The 26,115-nt window shown below is 33.3% G+C and carries 22 protein-coding genes and 1 riboswitch; of the genes, 9 read left to right on the plus strand and 13 right to left on the minus strand.

What is annotated here, in order from left to right; genetic code table 11:
• Window positions 1-19: 19 nt before the first annotated feature.
• The 4 genes from CBF36_RS07860 to CBF36_RS07875 all read right to left on the minus strand — a co-directional run bounded on the left by CBF36_RS07860 (window position 20) and on the right by CBF36_RS07875 (window position 7,881).
• On the minus strand, window positions 20-742 hold the full coding sequence (locus CBF36_RS07860) for a pseudouridine synthase (RefSeq protein ID WP_125957904.1): 723 nt from the start codon (window positions 740-742) through the stop codon (window positions 20-22).
• A 50-nt stretch (window positions 743-792) separates the two neighbouring features.
• On the minus strand, window positions 793-2,439 hold the full coding sequence (locus CBF36_RS07865) for a putative polysaccharide biosynthesis protein (RefSeq protein ID WP_125957905.1): 1,647 nt from the start codon (window positions 2,437-2,439) through the stop codon (window positions 793-795).
• A gap of 96 nt (window positions 2,440-2,535) precedes the next feature.
• Window positions 2,536-4,950 (minus strand): leucine--tRNA ligase, encoded by a 2,415-nt coding sequence (gene leuS, locus CBF36_RS07870; RefSeq protein ID WP_125957906.1) that lies wholly within the window; start codon window positions 4,948-4,950, stop codon window positions 2,536-2,538.
• A 303-nt stretch (window positions 4,951-5,253) separates the two neighbouring features.
• Entirely contained in the window at window positions 5,254-7,881 is a 2,628-nt protein-coding gene (locus CBF36_RS07875) for a LysM peptidoglycan-binding domain-containing protein (protein WP_125957907.1), read from the minus strand.
• A gap of 337 nt (window positions 7,882-8,218) precedes the next feature.
• On the opposite strand from CBF36_RS07875, the gene CBF36_RS07880 reads away from it, so the two are divergent.
• From CBF36_RS07880 to CBF36_RS07910, 7 genes are all read left to right on the plus strand, one after another.
• A complete protein-coding gene (locus CBF36_RS07880; RefSeq protein ID WP_125957908.1) occupies window positions 8,219-8,845 on the plus strand; it encodes a DUF1700 domain-containing protein in 627 nt (208 codons plus the stop codon).
• Window positions 8,842-9,897, plus strand: a complete 1,056-nt coding sequence (locus CBF36_RS07885) for a DUF4097 family beta strand repeat-containing protein (RefSeq protein ID WP_165865426.1) — start codon at window positions 8,842-8,844, stop codon at window positions 9,895-9,897. The genes CBF36_RS07880 and CBF36_RS07885 overlap by 4 nt, the downstream gene beginning before the upstream one ends.
• Before the next feature lie 70 nt (window positions 9,898-9,967).
• Entirely contained in the window at window positions 9,968-10,624 is a 657-nt protein-coding gene (locus CBF36_RS07890) for a phosphatase PAP2 family protein (protein WP_125957910.1), read from the plus strand.
• A 2-nt stretch (window positions 10,625-10,626) separates the two neighbouring features.
• The gene (mnmL, locus tag CBF36_RS07895) at window positions 10,627-11,589 is read left to right on the plus strand and encodes a tRNA modification radical SAM protein MnmL/YtqA (RefSeq protein ID WP_125957911.1); all 963 of its coding nucleotides are present in this window, start codon (window positions 10,627-10,629) and stop codon (window positions 11,587-11,589) included.
• Entirely contained in the window at window positions 11,582-12,148 is a 567-nt protein-coding gene (mnmM, locus tag CBF36_RS07900) for a tRNA 5-(aminomethyl)-2-thiouridylate-methyltransferase MnmM (protein WP_125957912.1), read from the plus strand. Before mnmL ends, mnmM begins: the two co-directional genes overlap by 8 nt.
• Before the next feature lie 90 nt (window positions 12,149-12,238).
• Complete coding sequence (locus CBF36_RS07905) at window positions 12,239-13,885, plus strand: ATP-binding protein (protein WP_165865427.1); 1,647 nt, start codon at window positions 12,239-12,241, stop codon at window positions 13,883-13,885.
• The gene (locus tag CBF36_RS07910; protein ID WP_125957914.1) at window positions 13,866-14,552 is read left to right on the plus strand and encodes a response regulator; all 687 of its coding nucleotides are present in this window, start codon (window positions 13,866-13,868) and stop codon (window positions 14,550-14,552) included. The genes CBF36_RS07905 and CBF36_RS07910 overlap by 20 nt, the downstream gene beginning before the upstream one ends.
• Window positions 14,553-14,687: 135 nt before the next feature.
• Here the strand turns inward: CBF36_RS07910 and CBF36_RS07915 are convergent, their stop codons facing one another.
• Window positions 14,688-15,689, minus strand: a complete 1,002-nt coding sequence (locus tag CBF36_RS07915) for a 2-hydroxyacid dehydrogenase (RefSeq protein ID WP_125957915.1) — start codon at window positions 15,687-15,689, stop codon at window positions 14,688-14,690.
• A 34-nt stretch (window positions 15,690-15,723) separates the two neighbouring features.
• Window positions 15,724-16,779, minus strand: coding sequence for an AEC family transporter (locus CBF36_RS07920; RefSeq protein WP_125957916.1), 1,056 nt, complete (start codon window positions 16,777-16,779; stop codon window positions 15,724-15,726).
• Window positions 16,780-17,127: 348 nt separating this feature from the next.
• On the opposite strand from CBF36_RS07920, the gene CBF36_RS07925 reads away from it, so the two are divergent.
• On the plus strand, window positions 17,128-18,108 hold the full coding sequence (locus CBF36_RS07925; RefSeq protein WP_125957917.1) for an FMN-binding protein: 981 nt from the start codon (window positions 17,128-17,130) through the stop codon (window positions 18,106-18,108).
• Window positions 18,109-18,164: 56 nt separating this feature from the next.
• On the opposite strand, the gene CBF36_RS07930 is transcribed toward CBF36_RS07925, so the two are convergent.
• Window positions 18,165-18,524, minus strand: coding sequence for a hypothetical protein (locus tag CBF36_RS07930; RefSeq protein WP_125957918.1), 360 nt, complete (start codon window positions 18,522-18,524; stop codon window positions 18,165-18,167).
• A 193-nt stretch (window positions 18,525-18,717) separates the two neighbouring features.
• On the opposite strand from CBF36_RS07930, the gene CBF36_RS07935 reads away from it, so the two are divergent.
• The gene (locus CBF36_RS07935; RefSeq protein ID WP_125957919.1) at window positions 18,718-19,086 is read left to right on the plus strand and encodes a hypothetical protein; all 369 of its coding nucleotides are present in this window, start codon (window positions 18,718-18,720) and stop codon (window positions 19,084-19,086) included.
• A gap of 49 nt (window positions 19,087-19,135) precedes the next feature.
• Here the strand turns inward: CBF36_RS07935 and CBF36_RS07940 are convergent, their stop codons facing one another.
• The 6 genes from CBF36_RS07940 to metK form a co-directional block, all read right to left on the minus strand.
• Window positions 19,136-20,416, minus strand: coding sequence for a histidine kinase (locus tag CBF36_RS07940; protein WP_125957920.1), 1,281 nt, complete (start codon window positions 20,414-20,416; stop codon window positions 19,136-19,138).
• Window positions 20,400-21,074: a response regulator transcription factor gene (locus CBF36_RS07945; protein WP_125957921.1), complete on the minus strand. Its 675-nt coding sequence runs from the start codon at window positions 21,072-21,074 to the stop codon at window positions 20,400-20,402. The genes CBF36_RS07940 and CBF36_RS07945 overlap by 17 nt, the downstream gene beginning before the upstream one ends.
• A 12-nt stretch (window positions 21,075-21,086) precedes the next feature.
• Complete coding sequence (locus tag CBF36_RS07950; protein WP_125957922.1) at window positions 21,087-21,722, minus strand: ABC transporter ATP-binding protein; 636 nt, start codon at window positions 21,720-21,722, stop codon at window positions 21,087-21,089.
• Window positions 21,723-21,733: 11 nt separating this feature from the next.
• A complete protein-coding gene (locus tag CBF36_RS07955) occupies window positions 21,734-23,122 on the minus strand; it encodes an ABC transporter permease (protein WP_165865428.1) in 1,389 nt (462 codons plus the stop codon).
• 141 nt (window positions 23,123-23,263) lie between these two features.
• Window positions 23,264-24,724: an MDR family MFS transporter gene (locus CBF36_RS07960; RefSeq protein ID WP_125957924.1), complete on the minus strand. Its 1,461-nt coding sequence runs from the start codon at window positions 24,722-24,724 to the stop codon at window positions 23,264-23,266.
• A gap of 73 nt (window positions 24,725-24,797) precedes the next feature.
• Window positions 24,798-25,985, minus strand: a complete 1,188-nt coding sequence (metK, locus tag CBF36_RS07965; protein ID WP_125957925.1) for a methionine adenosyltransferase — start codon at window positions 25,983-25,985, stop codon at window positions 24,798-24,800.
• Window positions 25,983-26,065, minus strand: a riboswitch (SMK box riboswitch). (Overlaps the previous gene by 3 nt.)
• Window positions 26,066-26,115: the final 50 nt, after the last annotated feature.

Raw genomic sequence — 26,115 nt, forward strand, 5'->3', positions numbered from 1 at the left:
TTTTAATATTTAAGCTAGTTTATTCGTTATTTTTTAACTTTTCCTTCTCTATTTCAGTTAATGTACGATACTTTCCTTGAGCCAAATTTTCATCTAATTTAAGATTAGCCATTTCAAGCCTTTCAAGCTCTATCACTTTTTTTCCAACAGCATCTACCATACGTTTGACTTGATGATATTTTCCTTCCATAATTTCTAATTGAATGATACTTTGTTCTTTTTTCTCATCAATAGATAAGATGGTTAACTTAGCGGGTAGACACTCATCCCCATCTAAGCGAATCACTCCCTTAGAAAAAATATCGATATCTTCATCTGTCATTTTTCCTTGAACCAATGCTTGATACAATTTAGGAACTTTCTTTTTAGGAGACAATAGTTCATGAGCCAATGCCCCATCATTCGTCAATAATAACAGCCCCGTTGTATCTTTATCTAAGCGTCCAACAGGAAATAATCCTTTTTTATAGTCTTCTTTTTTAATTAAATCAATAACTGTTCGAGATGAAGTATCTTCTGTTGCTGAGATAACACCTTTAGGCTTATTCAACATATAATAGACAAATTTTTCATACAGGATATTTTCCCCGTCAACACAAACACTATCACTCAGCTCATCCACTAAATATTTTGCTTCTTTTACCACTTCGCCATTTACTGTCACTCGCTTTTTCTTTAGTAACTCTTTCACTTCTTTACGACTACCAAATCCTGTGTGACTTAAAAATTTATCTAACCGCATCTTTTTTCTCCTAATGAAAGAAAGAACACCTAAATAGATGTTCTTCCTGTTTATTTTATTCTAAATTTCCGACGAAACTTACGTGCTTTCGGTCCGAGTAATTGGTCAGCTAAGCGAACTCGTAATACGAGCCATCCATAACTAATGATACCAAACACCACACAGATCATAATGATAATGAAAGCCTGAAATTTTCTGTCAGGGTTTAAAAACGTGTATAAACCACTACGTACAAGCCATGTAACTAAAGACATCACTGCACCTAATATCACAATTAACAAAATTCGTTTAGCTGTCATTGCTAAATCAAACGTCGTAATACGATAAATAGAACGCGTCATCAATAACGCCGAAACACCTAACCCAATCGCAGTTGAGACAAGTGGGCCATATGTTTCAAACATACGCACCATTGGGTATTGTAAGACTAATTTTACTATTAATCCTAGACCCAGTAACATAATGGCTTCTCTATTTCGATATAAACCTTGAAGTGTGGTTGAGATTAAAATGAAATAGCCCATCACTAACCCAACTAAACTCGCTTCAATCAACACACTAATTCCTAAATCATCAGATGTGTAAAATAGCACATACATTGGACGAGCTAACACAATCATCCCCAAGGTTGCTGGGACCATAATAAACAATAATAACTGAATATTATCACTAATTAGTTTAGCCAACTCTGGTTTTTCATTTTTTGTATAGGCTTCGGTCACTAATGGCAAACTAGTCATAGCCATCCCAGTAGCCAGTGATACTGTAATCATCACTAATTTATCTGGATTAGCACTAAAAATACTAAATAAAGATTCTAATTGCTTAGACGAATAATTAGTAAAACTTGCCATCATTCGCTCAAACGTGTACTGGTCGACTAATTTAAATAACGTAATGGCAGACCCCACAATAATGAATGGTATTGCCTGTTTAATCATTTCTTTAATCAAATGATTTTCAGAAATCTCAACCTCATTCGAGCTATTAGCTACAAGATAATCCATACGTGATTTTTGTTTTTTATAAAACCAAATCAACGCCGCAAAGGCACCAATCATTCCAATAAATGCCGCAAAGGTTGACTGAATCACCGCATCTACATAATCTCCTGTGGTTACTTTCATGATAATAAACGTCATTAGTAACATATAAAATACACGAGCAATTTGTTCAATGATTTGTGATACTGCTGATGGCATCATATTTTGATTTCCTTGGAAATACCCACGAATCACACTCATCATTGGGAAGATGAGAATAGCCGCACTTAATGCTCTCATCACAGGAATTAAATCAGCATTCCCATCTGCTAATATCGGAGCAAATAAATACATAATCCCTGAGCAGACTACTCCAAAAATCCCCATAATCACCATTGTTCGTCTAAATAAGCGTCGACTAATTCCATACTCATTTAATGAATTATAATGTGAGATTTGTTTTGCAATAGCACCTGGAATACCGGCTGTTGCGATCATTAAAAACAGTGCATAAATGTTGTAACCTTTATTAAACAGTGCATTCGCAATTTGTGCGTTGTCCCCCATCCATGCATACCAGGGAATCACATATGCTGCACCTAACAACCTAGAAAAAACATTTCCTATTGTCATCCATAAAGAGCCACGAACCATTTTTTCCTTTGCATTCAACTCTTTTGCAGTTGCATCAAAAGAAATTTCTCGATTTGGCATGATTCTAACCAACTTTCTTCAATATACTGGTTTAATTGTATCGACAATTGTACGTTTATGCAAACTCTTTTAAACGATTTAAATACAATCTTAACTTTAATTTGCCACAATATTAACCAATTTATTTGGTACCACAATCACTTTTCGAATGGTTTTTCCTTCAAGTTGATTTTTCACGCCTTCATGTGCCATGGCAATCTCTTCCAATGCTTCTTTTGATAAATCACGTGCCACCACTTCTTTTCCACGTACTTTACCATTTACTTGGAAAATAACTTCAATTGTGTCTTCAACTAGAGCTGATTCATCATATGTTGGCCAAGTTACATAACTAATTGAGCCTTTATTTCCCATTCTTTCCCATAACTCTTCAGAAATAAACGGTGCAACAGGAGCTAATAATTGTAAGAATCCATTCATGTATTCTACTGGCAAAGCTTCTGCCTTATACGCTTCATTGACAAACGTCATCAGTTGAGAAATGGCTGTATTAAAGTGTAAGTTAGTATAATCTTCCGTCACTTTTTTCACTGTTTGATGATACACTTTAGTCAAAGCTTCATCATTGTGTTTTGTGATACGATCACGCAACACAAAATTCTCATCAATAAACAAACGCCACACACGGTCTAAGAATTTACGACTTCCTTCTAAACCTTTTTCACTCCAAGCAATCGATCCATCAAGTGGACCCATAAACATTTCATACAAACGCAATGTATCTGCTCCGTATTGTTCTACGATATCATCTGGATTAACGACATTACCTTTTGATTTAGACATTTTTTCATTGTTCTCACCTAAAATCATGCCTTGGTTATATAATTTTTGGAATGGTTCTTTGGTTTCAACTACTCCAATGTCGTATAAGAATTTATGCCAGAAACGAGCATATAATAAATGGAGAACGGCATGTTCTGCTCCACCAAGATACACATCAACTGGCATCCATTCTTTTAATTTTTCTGGGTCTGCCAATTGTTCGTCATTATGTGGGTCAATAAATCTTAGATAATACCATGAACTTCCTGCCCATTGTGGCATGGTATTGGTTTCACGACGACCTTTCATGCCCGTTTTTTCATCTACCACATTAATCCAATCTGTCATATTTGCTAACGGTGATTCACCTGTTCCACTTGGTTTAATATCTTTAGATTTTGGTAATACTAATGGCAATTCTTCTTCCGGAATAGCTGTCATCGTCCCATCTTCCCAATGAATAATTGGAATCGGCTCACCCCAATAACGTTGACGAGAAAATAACCAATCACGCAATCGGTAACTTGTTTTTTGTTCTCCGATTCCTTCTTTTTCCAACCACTTAATCATGGTTAAAATACCATCTTCTTTATTCATTCCATCTAAGAAATCAGAATTAATGTGGTCGCCATCTCCTGTATAAGCTTCTTTAGAAACATCTCCACCATCTAAAACAGGAACAATCTCTAAATCAAATGTTTTCGCAAATTCGTAATCACGTTCATCATGAGCTGGAACTGCCATAATCGCACCTGTTCCATAAGTTGATAACACGTAATCTGCAATCCAAATTGGGATTTCTTTACCATTCACTGGGTTTACTGCATAAGCACCCGTAAAGACACCTGTTTTTTCTTTTGATAATTCTGTACGGTCTAAATCTGTTTTCTTTTCTGCTTCTTTTATGTACGCATCAATCGCGTCTTTTTGTTCTGGTGTGACAATTTCTTGAACTACAGGAAGTTCAGGCGCCATAACCGCGTAAGTTGCACCAAATAAAGTATCAGGACGTGTTGTAAACACGGTGAATTGTTTGTCTGTTCCTTTAATGCCAAACGTCACATTAGCTCCCTCAGAACGTCCAATCCAATTACGTTGCATCTCTTTAATACTTTCTGGCCAGTCAATCAACTCTAAATCATCAATTAAACGATCCGCATATGCCGTAATACGTAACATCCACTGTTTCATTGGAACACGGTATACTGGATGATCGCCACGTTCTGATTTTCCATCAATCACTTCTTCGTTAGCCAAGACTGTTCCTAACGCTGGACACCAGTTCACGGGAACTTCTGCTTCATAGGCTAATCCTTTTTCAAACATTTTTGTAAAAATCCATTGTGTCCATTTATAGTATGAAGGATCTGTTGTATTGATTTCACGATCCCAGTCAAAACTAAATCCTAGCGCATCAAATTGACGTTTAAAAGTTTGGATATTCTTTTCAGTAAATTCCGCTGGGTCATTTCCTGTGTCTAATGCATATTGCTCCGCTGGCAAACCAAACGCATCCCATCCCATTGGGTGTAACACATTAAACCCTTGTGCACGTTTCATACGTGATAAAACATCGGTTGATGTGTAACCTTTAGGATGACCAACATGTAAACCTTGACCTGATGGATAAGGAAACATATCTAGTGCATAAAAATTTGGTTTGTCTGTTTCTTCACCTGTTTTAAACGTGTGATCTTTTTTCCAATAGTCGCGCCATTTTTTTTCAATTTGTAAATGATTATAAGCCATGAATTTTCCTCCTAAAATTTTATGTAAAAAAACGCCCTATAAAAACACTTTTGTGTCTTCATAGGACGTTGACTGACGTGGTACCACCTAAATTTGTGCCTAGATATACTAGTGCACCTCTAATCCATGTTAACGAAAATAGATTTTCCGACAAGTAAATTTTTATTAAGACAAGTTCAAATAGTCCATTTATATGTTTACACCAACCACATACTCTCTTAAAAACTTTCTACTTTACTACTTCTTAGTCACTTGTTTTTATATTATTAGGTTCATCATATCAAATGAATGCTACTTTGACAACTAGCTTACTCGTAAGACTTGATTTGCATAAATAATATTACCAGATAAGTTATTCCAGTCTTTAATTTGAGACACACTCACATTATATTTTTGTGATAACAACCACAGTGATTCACCTGGTGCTACAGTGTGACGTATGTTTTTAGATGTTACAACACTTGTCGCTCCTGGTAACGTTAAAACTTGACCAACATAAATGAAATCACTTGTTAAATTATTAGCTTGTTTTAGTGCTTGAATAGTCGTTTTATTAGCTAGAGCAATTCGATATAACGTATCGCCACTTTTCACTTGATAACTCGACACATTTGTACTCGTAGAAACTGGTGTTGCAATCGGCGTACTTGTTTTAGTCGCTTGACAAATGGTTAATGTTTGACCGACATGGATTAAATCACTCGTCAAATTATTCCATTTTTTAATATCATTAACTGATACATTATATCTCAATCCAATACCATATAACGTGTCACCACTTCTAACAGTATGAGTTGCTTGAGTCGTATTTGTTGACGGACTTGAAGATGATGTAACTTGTTTACGCACTTTTAAAGATTGTCCTACATAAATGGTATCACTACTTAAATTATTTAATGATTTAATTTCTTGTACACTTAGTCCATATTTTAATCCAAGACCATATAGCGTATCGCCACTTTTAACAGTATGAGTTGTTGTGTCAGCATTGGTACTTGTTGATGACGTAGCTTTACTTGTGGACGTTGTTGTACTACTAGAATTAGTCGCCACACCTTTAACCTTCAGCTGTTGTCCCACATGGATTAAATCACTTGTTAAGCCATTTAAATTTTTCAACTCTTGTACAGTCATACCATTATTTAAAGCGATTCGGTAAAGTGTGTCGCCACTTTTGACTGTGTATGTAGAGGATGACTCACTGCTACCATTATTATTAGATATAGTGTTCCCCGTTGTGCCATTATGACTTGATTCTGGCGTGGGAGCCTCATCAGATACACTAGCATCTGATATTGTTGATTTTACTTTTAATTGTTGCCCCACACGGATTAAATCACTCGTTAAACCATTTAAATTTTTCAACTCTTGAACGGTCATACCATAATTTAACGCTATTTTATAAAGTGTATCACCACTTTTGACTGTGTAAGTTCCTGATGCATTTGTTGAAGAACTTGACCCATTATTTCCTGTAGATGAACCGGTTCCTGTTGGTGTAGTTACAGGACCACTATAATTGGCATCATCATACTGTGTTAAATTGTATGTGACGATTAAATTATTTAATTTTGTATTATAAGTAGGATCTGTTGCATATTTTCCTGTTAACCATTTTGTCGCATCTACGTAAGAGTTAGTATTTGATTTCCAAGCTCCTGAATAAAAATATACTCCTGGAGAAAATGAAGTTGTTTTTAATACTCTCGCATTATCTTCTAGTGATTCACGATAAGATGGATATTTTCTAAACGCATCATTAATTGTGACATATTGACCACCATAAAATTCTTGCGTTGGCATCGTAACCGACTGTCCATTATAAGTTCCTTTAATCCCAAACAAATTATGATTTGGTGGTAAGGATAACGTACTTGTCCCATAACCACTTTCTAAAATAGCTTGAGCTATCATAACGGAAGCATATAAATCATTTGCAGCGGCAACACTTTGCGCATGAGAAGCAATACTCTCGATAAAGGCCGCTTGTGGCGTTGCGGCTCTCAAAGTAGCAACTTTAGGTGTTGGAACAACAATGTCTGCAGGTTTTGGTTCTTCTTTTGGTTCTTCTTTTGGTTCTTCTTTTGGTTCTTCTTTTGGTTCTTCTTTTGGTTCTTCTTTTGGTTCTTCTTTTGGTTCTTCTTTTGGTTCTTCTTTTGATGATTCCTCAGTTATGTCAGATGACTGTGTGGTCTCTGAGTCTGTTGTACCTGTATTTTGAGAATCATTTACTTCATCTATAGACTGATTAGTGTCATAGGTAGTATCAAAAGAGCTGTCTGAAACTTCATCTGATAAAGCATCTGTCGAGTCAGTGGTTCCCTTAGCGAGAGTAGTATTTGTCTCATCCTCAACTAATGTACCGTCATTTTGGGGATTAGCAATTGTTTTAACAGTCTTTGTTATAATACTTTTTCCAATCGAAACAGCGACTGTTTGTTCTGATAAATCTGCTTTTTTAAAATCCAGTGGAACATTAATGATTGCTTTAGTAAATTGTTTCTCTGTGAATATTAAATGCAGTTGGTTGGTATTACGATTAACCTCATAATAACCAATAACTCTTCCTGTTTCATCTTTAATAGATAAATCAGCTTTTTCCGTATTAACAATCGTATTAGGTGACACTTGAATAAGCGCATCCATTTGCTCTGTTTGATGAGCTTCTAAAGTTAGCTTCAAATCAAGTGGTGTTGTGTTTTCTGTCCACTCGTCAGATCCTAAAATCGATAAAAATGTCCAATTTTCTTTAGAATTTAACTCTTCTTGATTATTTAAACCATTTTGTGTAGTGATGTTATTATCTTTTATATTTTCTGCAGCTAGTGCTGTCATTCCTGGTAACAGTGTTGTAGACGATAACAGAACCGTTCCAAACAAAGAGGCATGACGAATCATAGGTTGGTTCATCAATAATTTTTTGTTTTTCATCTTTTAGTTCTCCTTTTTTTATTAAATAAACTATAAATGTTTACTTGATTTATCATTTTATATAAAAACACAAAAACCGTATATTTGTTATATTGGTTTTTAAAAAGTACTTTAATAATACAACTTTATTCTAACATTACCATTAAATCATTAGACGGCGCTATTTTCAAGTATAACTAATTTAATATTAGAATAATTTTAATTAATGTTCTTATTTTAATGACTTAACTAGCTCTAATTTCCTCATACTTTAGGCCGATTTTTTTCTCTCCATCTTGTTAGAGGTAGTTTTTGAGGGTATATTGAATATAACGATTATTTAAGGAAGGAGATACGTATGAATAAAGAGCATTTTTTTATAGAATTAAGACTCTATTTAAATCAATTATCCAAAGAAGAACAACAAGCCATTATTGATACTTATGACCGTATTTTTGATGAAAAAACAGCTCAAGGATTATCTGAATATGAAATTACCCAAACCCTTCCGACCCCAAAGCATATTGCACAATCAATCCTTGAAGAATTAGGCTTATCATTTAAAACGCAAACAACCATTGATGATGATTGGGTGGAAATCACACATGATATCCCTTACTCCCACCATGCAACCAACCAGTATGCTCAAACAGATTCCAAATCCGCGCGCCTTTTTCAATTACTTGGTTTAGGTATGCTCAATTTATTTTTTATGTTCTGGGTCATTCTACTAATCACCTTATTATTAGTTAGTGGATGGTTAGTGATTTTTAGTTTTATGTTTAGTCCTTTAGTTAGTCTATTTTTATTGGGAACAGCTGTATCTACTTATGCTTGGTTTCAATTTTTCGTTACATTAGTTTTATTTGGAGTTGGCCTTTTAGGGTTTTTGATTCTTAAACCCATTACGAAAGGGGCTTTTAAGCTATTTTTGATGTATCATAAATGGTGTTGGTCTGTGTTGAAAGGAGGAGCTCGTTTATGAAAAAAAGAACTCTTTTCGCCATCGTTATAGCTATTCTATTTATGATCATAGGGGGAGTAGGAACTTTTTTCACTCAAAAACAACTCATCAATGAACGTGAGGAAAATGCTATTAACAAAAAAATCCCGACTAAAGAAAATAAAACCTTAAATATCCATTTCAGCTCATCTACCCTTGTCACCATAACGAAATCAGATGATGACAATATTTATATGAATAAGCAGGGCGTGGATTTTAAATTAGATAAAACAACCCAAGCAGACTGTACCTTTACTGAAGAAAAAGATATCTCGTCTTTAACTATTAATAATCCAACAGTCAATCATGATAGTCGCTATCCTTTCTCGATTATCAATTTTAATAGTTATACAGATGACACTGTCTACTTACGCATTCCGCAACATTATGAAGCCATTCATATAAACGGGGAAAATATCAACTTATCGATGTATGATTTTTCTATTGATAACATGGAGTTTAATATCTCAACTGGGAGTATCTCTCTACAAGATGTTAGAGCAAATCATATCTCACAAACTAAGAGTGACACAGATTTTATGATTCAAGACTCTAAAGTATTAGACACATTAAACGTAAATTCCAAACAATATGATATTAACGTATTAAACACCACCGCAAAACAGATGACATTATCCACTGGAATGGGTAACATTTTCACTGGAAATACAAAAGGAGAATTAAACATCTCTTCTGAAGATGGAGATGTATCTATCAATCATACAACTGGAAAATCTACCATTACAACAAAACACGGAGACATTTTATTCCATGATGATGCCATTGATTTTGATACAACTCTTTCTTCAACCAATGGTGATATTACAATCGAAACAGATACATCATCCATTGACCATAACCATATAGATTTTGAAACATCTTTAGGAGACATCTCAATTTTTAATAAAAATTTATCTTCTGAAAGAAAATATAAAACAAATAAAGGAAAAATAAGTATCAAAGCCACTACTAAAAATGGTGAAATTGACGTGGAAGAGCTTGATAGTGAAGACACACATTATGGTTATGACTAAACCATGTTATAATTAACAGGCTTTATTATTTCGTTAATAAAGTCTGTTTTTGATTTTAGGAGGTTATTTTATGAAAACATCGAAATTATATTGGTCTTACGCAGCAAGCATTTGCTTACTACTCTTTGCTGTTCTTGCTTATTTTGTCGTATCAAATGAATCTGTCTTATATGGGATTGACCACCCTGTCCAACAATTAATTCGTGGCTCCATTACGCCTGAGAAAACGGTTGTCTTTAAATATTTTACCAAATTCGGCAACACCGTCACGATTGCTTTGTTATTTATTATTAGCTTTTCAATCTTATATTTTAAAGTAAAAGACAAAATGGCTAGTTACTGGTTAGCTATAAATACTGTTCTTATCTCAGGGATTGGAAACCTTAGTTTGAAGTATCTATTCAATCGCCCCCGTCCAACTGTCGAGCATTTAGTCGTTGCAAAGCACTCAAGTTTTCCAAGTGGACATGCTATGGGAAGCATGCTGTTTTACGGAACACTTATCTTTTTAGCTTATAAATACATTGACAATAAAGCGATGAGACTTGTCATTCAAATTGCACTAGGAATCATTATTTTACTCATTGGAACAAGTCGAATTTACTTAGGTGTTCACTACCCAACTGATATTTTAGGTGGATTCTTATTAGGTGGTTGTTGGTTAACCTTTAGTTACCCATACTTTAAAAAATATGATTTTATCCAACGATTTGAAGGGAAACGATAAACATGTTTACATATAAAAAAGGAGACTCAAAACGTTATTACACTTGGAATGCCGCTCTTAGAGAAGTATTTGATGAAAAAGTCTTTAAAGTTCCAATTGATGGTGGCTTTGATTGCCCAAATAGAGATGGTACAGTCGCTCGAGGTGGCTGTACTTTTTGTAGTGTATCAGGGTCTGGTGATATGATTATCGCGCCAAGTGATCCTTTACCTGTTCAATTTCGTAAAGAAGTCGACCAAATGCATCATAAATGGCCAAACACCACGCAATACATCGTGTATTTTCAAAACTTTACTAATACTCATGCCCCTCTTACTGTCTTAAAACATCGCTTTGAACAAGTCATCAACGAAGAAGGGGTCGTTGGCTTATCTATTGGGACTCGTCCTGATTGTTTACCGGATGATGTAGTAGAATATTTAGCCGAATTAAATAAACGATTATATTTATGGGTAGAACTGGGGTTACAGACAACCTTTGAAGAAACTAGTCATTGTATCAACCGAGCACATGATTACCAAACCTATTTAGATGGTGTTGAAAAACTTCGTAAACATGGTATTAATGTCTGCACTCATCTAATCAATGGGTTACCAGGTGAAACATATGACATGATGATGGAAAACGTCAAACGTACTGTTTTAGACTCAGACATTCAGGGGATTAAGCTACATCTTCTTCATTTGATGTCCAATACAAAGATGGAGAAAGATTATCTTGAAGGGCGCCTGCAACTATTAACGCAAGAAGAATACACCACTTTAACCTGTGACCAATTAGAAATCATTCCACCTGAAATTATTATTCACCGTTTAACTGGAGATGCTCCAAGAGAGGCGATTATTGGACCAATGTGGAGTCTTAAAAAATGGGAAGTGTTAAATGGGATTGATAAAGAATTGGAGAAAAGACAAACCTATCAAGGAATCTATAATGTTAGAAATGGAGGAAAAAAAGATGCTTAAAACAGCACTTCATTTTAGTCACCAACTTTTAACTGAATGTATTAACCCAGGTAATATAGTAATTGATGCGACAATGGGAAATGGACATGATACTCTATTTTTAAGCGAACTAGTTGGATATACTGGACATGTTTATGCCTTTGATATTCAAGACAAAGCGATAGAGAGCACTAAAAAAAAGATAACAGCACAAGCCATTCAAAATACAACATTAATTAAAGATGGCCACGAACATGCAGTCAATCACTTGCCGGAGAATACTAAAATTAAAGCCGCTATCTTTAACTTAGGTTACCTACCTCGTGGAGATAAGCACATTACAACAACTAGTGATACCACACTAACTGCGATTAATCAGTTACTGTCAATCTTAGAAGAAAGTGGTAGACTAATTCTTGTCCTCTATTCCGGTCATAAAGAAGGAATGACTGAAAAATCAGACGTTCTAACATTTGCTCAAACACTCCCACAGGATATGTACTCGGTTTTAACCTATCAATTTATCAACCAACAAAATAATCCCCCTTCTGTATTATGTATCGAGAAAAAGAGAGCCTGATAAAGGCTCTTTTTTTACGAATTCTATTATATATTGTCTAATTTAGGTTATAATTAAGAAATAAGATTGATGAAGGAGTACACAACAGCTATGCAACAAAAAATTAGTCAATTTATGAGTCGCTTTTCTTTAAGAACCATTATTATTTCTATTGTACTTTTAACTACTACCATCTCATTAATTCTCTCTACTTTTTACCTACAAAAATACGTTGTTCAAAACGAATATAAACATGCCAAAGATAAAATGTCCACTATTGCTAAAATATTTGCTACTGATGAACAAGTAAAAAAAGCTTTAATTCAAGATAAAACTTCTAAAGATATTCAGGATCTTTCTTTAGAAGTGGCAAAAATTAGTAATATGGATTTTATTGTTGTATTAGATAAAAAACTCATTAGATTATCCCATCCAAATCCTGATGTTATTGGGAAACCTTTTTCTGATTTAGATGATGCTAGACAAGCCCTTAATGGTGATGCTCATTTCTCTCAAAAAAAAGGAGTCTTAGGTGATGGAATACGCTTTTTCGTCCCTGTTAAAGATGATAATAATCAAATTATTGGTGTTATCTGTGCCGGAATTACACTAGATACATTACAAGGTGAAATTCATAATTTACAAGCAAAAATCACATTAATTTTATTAATCGGATTGTTTGTTGGAATCATCGGTGCTCTTATTAGTAGTACAGCAATCAAACGCATTCTACTTGGACTTGAACCGCAAGATATTTCACGTTTAGTACAAGAGAATAAGTGGATTAATGATGAAATCAATGAAGGAATTATTGCAGTTAATGATAAAAAAGAAATTACACTTATAAATCAAGCTGCCCATAGTCTTCTTTCTTCTATTGATTCGTCCTTCCAATTAACAATGCATCAAAAAATAGATGAAAGATTATTTGCTGCTTTCTTTAATCATTGTTTTGAAACCCAATCTAAACAAACTGACCAAGAACTACTACTGCACACAACTACTTTGATTGCAACCACATCACCTATTACTGTCAACAAAGTATTCAATGGAGCGGTTATCACATTTAGGGATCAATCAGAGATGTATCAACTTATTCATACGTTAAGCGGTAGTCAACAATATATCGAAGCCTTAAGAGCACAAACACATGAATTTATGAATAAAACTCATGTTATTATGGGGCTCATTGAACAAAAAAAATATGATTTGGTTCAAGATTATATCCAGCAAATCAGTCAAGATTATCAAAAAGAAATTGGCTATGTCACAGAGCTTATTCATTCACCTGTTATTGCAGGCTTTATCTTAGGAAAAATCAATGAAGCGCAAGAACAACAGGTCACACTCACGCTAAATCCATACTCGTTTTTGCCTGATTTAAAACTAGATGACACCGTGCATCAAGTAATTCAAATAGTCGGAAACTTATTGGATAACGCCATTGATGCGACTAAAGAAGAAATGATTAAAAACGTTAATCTCCTAATAACCTATGAAATGGAAGGAAACATTCTCATCATTGAAGTCATAGACAGTGGATGTGGTATTCAAACCTCTGATGTTGAACAACTCTTTCAGAAAGGGTTCTCTACCAAAGGAATGGGAAGAGGGTATGGGTTACACGCCATTTACCGGATTGTCAATGAACATGGTGGTTTAATTGATATAACTAATAACGAAGATACTGGGGCGACTGTCTACATAGAATTACCGTTGAAACAAAAAGGAGGACAAAATGAACGTTCTAATTATTGAAGATGATCCAATGGTAGCAAAGTTAAACGAAGACTTTTTAAAAACTATTCCGACTATAAACATTGTAGGAAATTATCGAACAACAGAAGAAGCTAAGGAAGCCTTACAAGAAAAAAAAATAGATGCCCTATTACTAGATAACTATCTCCCAAATCAAACAGGGATTGAATTTTTAGCTGAATTACGTAAAGAAAATAATCAAGTTCCTGTCATTCTTATTACCGCGGCCAATGATATTGAAACGATTCAACAAGCTCTAGCACTTGGTGTGATAGACTACTTGGTTAAACCTTTTACGGCAGAACGTTTTTTATTAGCTATCCAAAAAGTCATGAAACAAAAAAAACTATTTAGCCAACTTCAACACGCTAACCAGCAAAATATTGATGCCCTGTTCAACGAGCACTCTACTAAGAACGCATCTGCTAATGTGCCTTTAAGTAATGATTTACCTAAAGGCCTAGCAAAACTAACAATGGAAAAAGTATTAGAAAAAATCAATGAAGAAACCACTTCTTTTTCAACTGAAGAACTGGCAAAAAAAATTGGCATATCTCGCATTTCGACTAAAAAATATTTAACCTTTTTAGTTGAATCGAATTACTTAACAGAAGATATTGTGTACCAAGAAGTCGGTCGACCTACTATACGTTATAAAAAAACATAAAATGAGGCTGATCCAAAAGTAATTTTTAAATAAAAATCACTCAACTAATAAAATAGAAATCCCATGAAATCAACGTTGTAATTAACGGATTTCATGGGATTTCTATTTTAAGACTTTTTGGTCAGCCTCTGTTTTTTATAAAACACTGTTAGCTGTTTTTCCAGATTCTAATACTGAATGGAAGTTCTCAAAACTTGTTTCAATCATGTTGGTTAAAGCTTCATCTGTGTTTGACCCTACATGAGGAGTAACCAATACTCTAGGGTAAAGAGAAATTAATTCTTCAACTGTTGGATCTGGTAAAGGTTGATCCTCACCAAATTGTTTAAAGAATAAATCTTTCTCATTAGCAAACACATCTGTTCCAAATCCTTCTAAATGATTTGTATTTAATCCATCTAAAATGGCTTGGTTATCTTGTAATTCACCACGAGCAGTATTAATTAGAATAGCACCTTTTTTCATTTTACTAATAAATTCTGCATTAATCATTTGATCGTTTTCACCAGGAATATATGGTACATGAATGCTAACAATATCAGATTGTGCTAATAAATCGTCTAAATCTGTATAGGTCAAAATCTCTTTTGCCGCATCATTTTCATAAATATCATATCCTAATACAGTTGCACCTAATCCATCAAATAACTTCGCTTCTGTTAAGCCAATTTTTCCAGTTCCAATAATTCCGACTTTACAGTTTCTCACTTCTTTACTAAACATAGTATTATCAACAATAAAGTTTTTATGGCTCGTTCTCATGGTCATATATGCAGTATGTCTTAATAACATCATCGCTAAGGTTAATGACAATTCAGCAATAGCATTTGGCGAGTATGACGGAACTCTTGCTACTTCCATGTGATAATCTTTTGCTGCATCTAAGTCAATATGATTGAAACCAACTGTACGTGTAAAGACATATTTCACACCATGTTCTGCCATTTTTTCAATATTTTCTCGATCAGCTACACAATTTCCTCGTAGTAAAACAGCATCATGATGATAAGCTGTTTCGATATTATCATGTGTTAATAATCCTTCAATTAAAGTTAAATCATAATCATATTTATTTAAATCATTGAAATAAGCTACCTCATTTGGTCGTACACCGTAACATGCTATTTTGAATGTCATCTCTATCCCTCTTCTTTCTTAATAATGTTTTATGTTAAAAAATACCCATTTTGCTAATCATTTCTAGTACTACAATCCAAACTGGGGTCATCACAACAGCTAGTACTGTTGAGATAAGTGAAGCGTTTGATGCCAAGATTGGTTTTTTATCAAAACTAATGGCATATGCCGCTGCGACTGTTGCAGTTGGTGCAGCCATCATAATGACGATTGTTGCCAACGCTTCATAACTTACTGGTAAAATATGAGTCACTGTTAAAGCAGCTAATAATACGATGTTGATGATCGGTACAACGATAACTTTCATTACACTGTAGTACCAAGATGTTTTATCTGATGCAGCATCTTTAAAGCTTACTTCACCTAAAGTCGCTCCAATTGATAACCAGGCAAGTGGTGAAGCTAATCCAGCTAAATAAGTCATTGGTTTAAATAACCAAACAGCTGTTTGATCGATACGTAAGAATGCCACTTGATTCACAACACCTTCTGCGTTTGTCACACTTACTTGTGGCAAGTATCCTTGGAAAATCCAGATGAATAAACCAGCAAACGTTGCAATAACAATTGGATTTAAAAACATTGTTTTTATATTTTTAAGTTCCATTTTTAATCCGCTCATTTTAATGTAGCCATATGAGTATAAGAAAATTCGGTACCCAATGTTAAAGATTGAAGAAAACATCACGCCGATTGGACCATAAATGGCACTAACGATTGGTGTACCAAAGAATGTTGTTGATCCAAAAATAGTTAATACGCGTAGAGTATCTTGTTCGTCACCCTTATATTTCATAAATAATGGCTTAGAAACAAAAATTAAAATAATATAAATGACAATACCCCAAATTAAAACGTTCATCCCTTGTTTTAGTGTTTCACTTTTAATATCTTGCATAAATGCGTTAAAAGCCAAGGCTGGTAAAGCTACACTTAAAACAACTTTTGATAAAATTTTCCCTACTTCTGATGAGAAAATACCTTTCTTGCGACAAAAGAATCCTAATAAAATAATAAATACTGTTGATGTTATCGCACTGATAATATTCATATCAGTCATGGTAGTTTTTATGACTTCTCCGATATTCATATATAAATCCTCCATTAATCATTGTGTGTTATATCACAAAAGGTTGCATGCTCCTTTGCTTTACATATACATCTTAATACCAATTTGTGAAAAAGTTAACGATTTGTAAGTAATGATACTTTTGTAACTTATGTAAACTAAATAACCCTCGTTTACTTTCAATAATCTATCAATTAATGAGAGTAATTATTTTATAATGTACCCTATCAACAAAATATTCATCATGTTTTTATTTTCACAAATAGATTGATTTTTTATATTTAGTATTATATGATTGACATATATAAAATATAACGTATGTTTTTCAAAATAATGTAAGGGGTTTATTTATAAAAAGGAGGAGATTTTGTGAAAAAAACAGCTATTTTATTATTTTCACTTTTAGCATTGACGGCATGTGGGGATAGTGAAGCAGAAAAAACTGCTGCATCGACAAAAAAATCTGATACACAAAAAACGACCGCTACATCTGAGGATACAGTCAGTTCAGCTTCTGTGAAACAAGATGTTGAAGTCGCTAAAGTAACTTGGAACACTATCCCAAAAGAAGGACTTATTTCTGGAAATTACTACAGAATGTCTGAACGATTCCGTCAAGGTCATGAAGGAATTTTAGAAGTTGTAGTGAAAGATGATAAATTAGAATACATTTACTTTAATGAGTATACCCGTCCAAATTACTATAATAGGTATTTTCAAGATGTTAGTAAAAGAATGAGTGAATACAATATTTCGATGAAGGAAGCAAAAGGAGCTGCATGGATTGAAGGGGTATTACTAGCTGAAGAACAGATGACCGAAAAACAATCTCTAACAGAAGACGTAGATACTGTGTCAGGTGCATCAAATAGTGTAGAACAAGCTTTAGTTCCGATGGCCAAAAAATTAAATGAAAAAATTGTTCCATCAAAAGATTTTGACGGACCAACTTTTTATCAATTAACAAAAGATTTAGGTGACGGTATTTATGGTATCCTTAAAGTAGTTATTGAAGATAAAAAAATTACAGACCTTCATTATGATGAAGTATTTTCAACAGATCCAGATAAGATAACAGAAGAAAAATTCAAAAGATTTGCGAGTCTATCAAAATATGATAGCGTTGAATATGACGAGGCATCAAGAATTGGTTTTAACGTTCAAATGGATGCTTTAACAGAGCAAATCAAGAAAAACCAAGATATGCTGAATATAGAAGGATTACCTGCCACTGAAAATACTGGTGACTATAAGTCCTCAGGTTATACAGAAAGAAATCCTGCTTGGGATAATTACCTATCTCTAGCCGAAGAAATTCAGAATACTGCAAAAAAAGATGGCAAACTATAATACTTAATAGAAAAGACCTAAACCACTACAAAATGGTTCAGGTCTTTTTGATATTATTAATTTGCACTACTTTCCATATATTCATCCACTAAACGATCAAATGTTGACTCATTATCTCCAACCACTTCAACAATATAATCTTTTAATTGATCTTTTGTATGAATGATATTTGTAATATGTGGTAACACCTCTTGTGCTTCCTCACTATCTTCACGATGAATGACATCAATCAATAAATAATGATTGTGATCTCTTGCTTCAACCACATCACCAATCTCTGGCGCTCTGTTTAAATGACTTAATTTTTTGACATCTTTTGGGATATACAACCCAACTAAAGGCTCTACAATAGATATTTTTTCTACTTTATTATCAAATAATTCAATTAAATAACCAATACCTATATTTTCTCTCATACTACTTATACCACCTTTCTCAAGTTAGTGTTTAGTTTATTACAAAAAAATGGTTTTTATATGTAAAAAAAACTATTTATCTTTTTAAATATTTTGAATTTATTCGACTTTTGTTTACAAAAACTTTTTATTTGACCACTATAATAAATTCTATAAACAAATCGTTTTGAAAAAACTTATAGGAGTGATTAACATGACAGTATCAAAAGCCGAAACATTTAAGGGTATCACTATACATTTAAAAAAACTAAAAGAAGATTTACTTGTTATCTTAGAGAAAGACAGTTCTATCATGGAATCATTAGAATCTGATCAATATGAAGGTATCTATCAAAATGCTGAATCTCTAGTAAAACAATTAAAAGAAGATTTCAAAAAACATCCTGAACAATTTTCTGCTGAGGAGTTAAACTATGCTGAGACGATAGAACGCAATATCGTTAATCTCGGTCATAATTTACATGAAATTAGTACAAATATCTCTGCTGATAAACGTAAAAAATTAACTGAAGATGCTTACCTTAATGTTACAAAAGCTCTAGAAGCTGTTGAATCAATGTAGTCAAAAAGTCATGATGCCAATAATCGGCGTCATGACTTTTTGAATCTTCTTAATTTATTGAAATCATCACTTTATAACAATTATCTGTTTTAGTAATAGTATGATGATAATCACTTTCTAATAACATCATATCTATTAAAAATAAACCAATACCTGTTTGATTATTTGTAAAAATATCTTCTTCTTTAAGGATGGAATCAATTGGATTTATGATAGTGATACTACAACTGGTTATATCAATTTCTACTGTTGAATAGTCTGATGAATAGTAGATTGCATTACTAATTAAATTAGACAACACTTTTTCAATCAATAATCTGTCTAAGTTCATTAGAAAATCCTCCTTCACAGAGATCTTCATCACAATATGTTTTTCATTCAACAACACATAATAATTTTTTTCAATTTTAGTTATTGCCTCACAAACTGAGTTTTCAAAAAATGAGAAGGATTGATTTTTTCTTTGCGCCACAAATAACATCTCTTTAGTAAAATTCTCTAAAAAAACCAACTCCCCAGACAAATCCTCTAATATCCCTCTATTTTTAGTGTTTAAATCATCATACTCTATTCTCTCCATAAGTAATCGAGAGGACATCAAGGGGGTCTTCATTTCATGAGCAATGCTATTAAATAATGAGACACTATTTGCTTGTAATTTATTAACCTTATTAATTTCACTATTCAAAGCTTGTTCTTTTAATTGATTTTCTTGATACATCTCTTTTAATTGCTCTGCCATATCACTAAATTCAGAAACCTTAATATTATAATGAGATAAATTATAGACATAGTTTAAATTATTTTGTTTGATGTCTAATATTAACTCCTTGATTTTATCCATCTCTTTTTTTAATACATTAAGATATAATCTAAGAATTAAAAATACGACAACCATTAGCACAATAATGATAATAGGTAATATACTAAGATATGCCATTGTAGCATCCTCAGAGCTGATTGACATAGGGTAGCTAACAACTACTCGCTGATCATTAACACTAAAAGAGGATACTAAGCCATTTGGATTAAGTAACAAATTTGTTTTATCTGCTGTTTCTGGATACACAATATTATCGGACTGATCGAAAACAATGATACTATATCCCTGTTGAGTATATTCATCTAATACTTCAGCCATGTCTTTCTTTGATAAGCCTACCTTAATATCTTCAATATGACTTTCAAAATTTTCTTTTTGCTTTCCTTCAATTTGTTTACCAATTTGTAAAGTTAAAATAACGATGATAACAAAAAAAGTGAACAGTGTGAGTAGAATCGAGAAAAAAATAGTCATTTTTTTCAAATTATACCTATCTTTTCTTTTCAATTCGATACCCAACTCCTTTAACAGTCTGTATCACATCTGTTTGTATTTTTTTACGAATATTTTTGATATGCACATCAATCGTTCTTGGATCAATAAATTCATCATAGCCCCAATGAACTGTTATCAACTCTTCTCTCGTAAATACTTTTCCTTGATTTAATAACATAGATTGTAGAATTTCAAACTCTCTAGACGTTAAATCAATCTGTTTATTGTCTTCATATAGTATGTAGTTATCTATTTCTATAGTTAATGAATCGTAGTTTAACGCTACTTGTTGATCCTCTACAGCTATCCTTCTTAATATGGCTTCAATTTTTAGTAGGAGAATATTTGTAGAAAAAGGCTTAACAACATAATCATCAATTTTTTTATTATAAAGGTTTATTTGTGTATATTCATCAGAAATAGCACTTATCACAATAACTGGAATCTCACAAAAGTCACTTATTTCATCTAAAAACTGCTCTCCACTCATATCTGGTAACATCAAATCTAAAAGGATTAAATCATATTTTATCTCACTTAAAGACTTAATTCCTTCTTCAGCGGTAGAAAAAGTCCCTATCTGATAGTTTTCTTTTTTCAGGCTATAGCTAATGCTTTTGCGGATAGTATCATTATCTTCTATTAATAAAATAGATGTCCTATCGCTCATTTTTATCCCACCTTATTTTAACTCGACGAGCTGTTTATTTTGTATTGTCATCACAACATCAGCTTTTTTATTTAATGAATTGTCATGAGTTACCATAATTATACACTTATCTTCTTTTTTTAACGACTCAAAAATGGACATAACATTCTCTGAATTCTGTCGGTCTAAGTTTCCTGTGGGTTCGTCAGCGATAATAATCTCTGTATCTAAAGCTAAAGCTCTAGCAATCGCTACTCGCTGTTGTTGCCCTCCTGACAAAGTAGAACAAGGTTCTTCGAGTGTCGTCCCGTGAAGATTTAAACGTTCAAGCGACGACAATAGTGTCTCTTGTGTGACTTTTTTACGGTGAATATCTAATGCAATATTGATGTTCTCAATAGGATTCAAGTAAGAGATTAAATTATATGACTGAAATACATAACTCATTTTCTTACGATAGATTTCAAAATTAGTAACCTCTTGGTCATGGAGAAATATTTTTCCTGATTGTTTATACTCCAAACCAGACATAACAGATAGTAGTGTCGACTTTCCTATTCCTGATTCCCCAACAATAGAATATATTTTTCCTGATTCAAAGTTATAGTTGATATTATCTAGTATCTCTTGATTATTGTAACTATATGATATATTTTCTAATCGTAGCATAAATTATCTCCTTAATCTGTCGTTGATAATATTTGTTTTGGACTTTTTTTCACTATAGAATACGTTGGCAACACCGTTGATAAACAGATAATTCCAGTCAAAGTGACAAAAATAATAGAAATACTTGATGTAGATATTTTTCTTGTCTGACTATCTATTTTAGGTTCTACTGAAAGCTCTGAATCAGTATCTTCTTCAAAATTAGGGCCTTTGAATGGTACGGTAGTTTCTGAAATACTTTCAGACATCGATTCATCCAATTTTTCATTAATCATAGTACTCATATTTGGCGTTACCACATATTTTGCAAAAGCCAACCCAATTAAAAAAGATACAATAAATATCATAAAAACCTCTATAAACATTTGAATTAATACATTCTTTTTATTCTCCCCTAACGATCTCAGTAACCCAATCTCATATCGTCTTTCTCTTAGAGACATCAACATAATCAAAGCCATAATGATACTTGCTACAAAAAATACGACCACTTGGATGACTGAAAATGTTTTAGAAATCCCATCAACAATGTGACTCATAGCCTGGTATTGCTCATAGCTACTACTAAATTTTATCCCTTCGTAATCTTTACCATCTTGTAGTTCAGAAAAAAATAATTCTGTATCCATTGGATCTTTTAAATTAACTTTTATTTTAGAATAGTTAGCTAAATTACTTGATGTATCTCCTTGAAATTGGATTTTTTTTATTGCTGAAACAAGTTTACGATTGGAGTAAAATGTCTGGTTTTCTAATCTTTTTTGCACATCTGAATTATTATCAGATAGTTTGTAGATACCTACAATCTCCACTAGAGTCTTGTCTGCATCATACAAACCGTAATCTGTCAATAAAGAAAGACTATCTCCAATGTCTAAATCTTCTTCATTAGCATATTCTTCAGAAACAATGACTTTATTATTATCTTCTTCTGTTACATATCTCCCTTTTACTAGTTCTGTATCGGCTCTTGATATTGGTCTATTCTGACTATCCAATATTTCAATTGTATTAGTAGGCTCGATGTAATCTTGTGACCCAGTATTATTATGAGAGGCCACTTCAGAATATTGTGTAGACACATCTGCAGACCCATATGCAGAAAATTCTTTAACATAATCTGATTTTTTTACTTTTTCAACTAACTCATCATCAATTGGTTTACTTGTTGAATTTTGTCCTCCAGTCATCATGTCCTTCATCAAGCTATCCAAATCAGTTTCAATGGTTGCAATAGGATTTACCTCTTTTTTAGCACTGTTCAACATATCTTGTAAGGAATTTTTTATAACTGAACCTGATATTAAACAAATCACGACTATTAAAAATAATAAAAACAGTATACTTGTTCGTTTCTTTAACTTTTTTAAGCTTTGGATACTTCTTTTTAAAATAATCATCATTATCCCTCCCCAAAAAAATCTTATCATAGCTAAGTGGATTCAAAATGGAGCCTATATGAAGTTCAAATGAAGTTGGTTTTTTAAGTATACAAAAAGCCAAAGACAAAAAACTATCTTTGGCTAACTCTATTTATATATTTATTCTTTTTCTTGAAAATAGTTGAGCACATAAGACGCAATAACTAAAAACAAACCAATTAAAAATACATTATGAATGCTATTATATAAAATATCTCTTAATCCACCAATTAGTTCGATTGGTAACTCTGATGCGGTATGTGGATTGATTAGCTCATTCATCATATCTTTTGTTGCCCCTGGAACCACGCTACTTTCTAGCTGTGTATCCATCGTTTTGTTTAATGCTAAACCAAAAATTGAAATCATAATTGTTTGTCCAATGGTACGAGATAACGTAAAAAATGATGTCGCAACACCTGTAAATTGCTCCGAGACAGAAGTTTGAGCTAAAACAGTTAATAAAGTCATCGTCATCCCAAATCCTATCCCCATAATTCCAGAGAAAACCAAGAACAGTCCATATGGTGTTCCTTTATCTACTAACGTTAAGAAAACAGAACCAATTAATATTGGCAACATACTAATGACAATCGCTAAACAATGGTGCCATTTTTTCATCGCCCGTCCTCCGGCAAATGAACCGAACATCCAAATAACTGACATAGGAGCCAATACAATTCCCCCTAATGCAGCAGATTTCCCAACAACACCTTGCATCCACATAGGAATATAGACCTCTACTCCCATTAAAAATCCACTGATTAATGCTGCAATTAAGTTCACCAATACAAAGGTGCGATTTTTGAAAAGGTCGAGGGGAATAACTGGGTCTTGTGCTCTTTTTTCTGTTCTTACAAACAATACCAAACTTAGAATAAAAATTGCAAAAGCAATGACTGTAATCAAATTAAAACCATCATTGATTTTTTGAACACCATACAATAATGACAGTAACATAGTCATCATATAAAAACTGCCCATGTAATCAATCGGACTTTTTTCGACCTCTCTTTTATCTTCTATCAAATAAATCCAAACTAAAATCATTAAAATAATGCCTATTGGAACATTAATTAAGAAAATCCAATGCCAACTTAAAGCATCCACTATAAAACCACCTGCCAGTGGACCCACAATACTGGCAATCCCCCAAGCTGCACTATTTAACCCCAATACGCCAGCTCGTTTATCAACAGGATAAATATCTGCAATAATCGTTAAAGATACTGGAACAATCGAACCTGCTCCTATCCCTTGTATGGCACGAAAAATAATCAACTGAATCATATTTTGACTCATTCCTGATAAAGCAGAACCAATAATAAAAATAAATACACCAATCAAATAAATCGGTTTTCTCCCAATTTTATCAGCTAATTTCCCATAAATAGGTGTCATCATAGCATTTGTTAATAAATAAATAGAAAAAACCCAGTTCATAATACTAATTCCTTTTAATGACCCAACGATTGTTGGCATAGCTGTTGAGACAATCGTTCCTTCAACTGCTGTCATAAACGTAGCGATAAATACACACGCTGTGATAATTTTAACATTTGTTTCTCTTTTTTGTTGCATGGTTTCCTCCTCAAAATAATAATCCTTATCAGCATAAATGGTTGCCTAATAAGGATTATTGATAGTATTGTTTTTATTTAGTTAAAAATTGTTTTAATTCATCCACTTTATCCGTTTTTTCCCACGTAAAGTCTTCGTCATCACGACCAAAATGACCATATGCAGCTGTCTTTTTATAAATCGGACGTCTTAAATCCAACATGTTTATGATACCAGTTGGCGATAGATTAAACAAGGACCTTACAGCAGCAATCAATTCTGATTCTTTATATGGACTTGTCCCAAATGTTTCAATTGATATTGAGACAGGTTGTGCCACCCCAATAGCATAAGCTAATTGCACTTCACATTTTGTCGCAAGTTTTGCAGCAACAATGTTTTTCGCAATATAACGCGCGGCATAACTAGCTGAACGATCCACTTTTGTCGCATCTTTTCCAGAAAATGCTCCACCACCATGGCGAGCGTATCCTCCATACGTATCTACGATAATTTTTCGACCGGTTAAACCAGAATCCCCCTGAGGACCGCCAATAACAAAACGACCTGTTGGATTGATATAATATTTAGTCTTTTCATCAAGTAATTCACTAGGAATCACTTCATTTATGACTAGCTCTGTGACATCTTTTTGAATCATTTCTAACGTGGTATCTTCATCGTGTTGTGTACTCACAACGATTGCGTCAACACGTAATGGATTGCCTTCTTCATCATATTCAACTGTCACTTGAGATTTAGCATCTGGACGTAAATAAGATAGCGTCTCATTTTTTCTTAGTTCAGATAATTTGTGTGTGATTCTATGACTTAGAGCAATTGGTAAAGGCATTAATTCTGGTGTTTCATCAATAGCAAATCCAAACATTAATCCTTGATCTCCAGCACCTAAATCTTCTTCACTAGTTGAGGTTTCACGTGTTTCAAGTGATGCATCAACTCCTTGTGCAATATCTGGTGACTGCTCGTCAATGGCAACCATGACCGCACATGTGTCTCCGTCAAAACCATATTTCGCACGTGTATACCCAATGCCTTTTATCGTATCTCTCACTACTTTTTGAATATCAACATAAGCACTTGTGGTAATTTCTCCAAATACTAAGACCAATCCTGTTGTAACACTTGTTTCACAAGCTACTCGAGCCATTGGGTCCTTTTCTAGTATCGCATCTAATATCGCGTCACTTATTTGGTCTGCTACTTTGTCAGGATGTCCTTCCGATACAGACTCTGACGTAAATAATTTTCTTTCTTCCATCTTTCATTCCCCCTAAATATAGTCGGTTACAAGGCATCTTTACACGAGATGTAAATCCTATCGGGAATCTTGCAACATAAATTAGTATAGCAGATTTTTTCCTTTTTACCTACTTAATTCACCCTATAAT

The sequence above is a fragment of the Vagococcus bubulae genome (assembly GCF_003950315.1).
GTDB classification, from domain to species: domain Bacteria; phylum Bacillota; class Bacilli; order Lactobacillales; family Vagococcaceae; genus Vagococcus; species Vagococcus bubulae.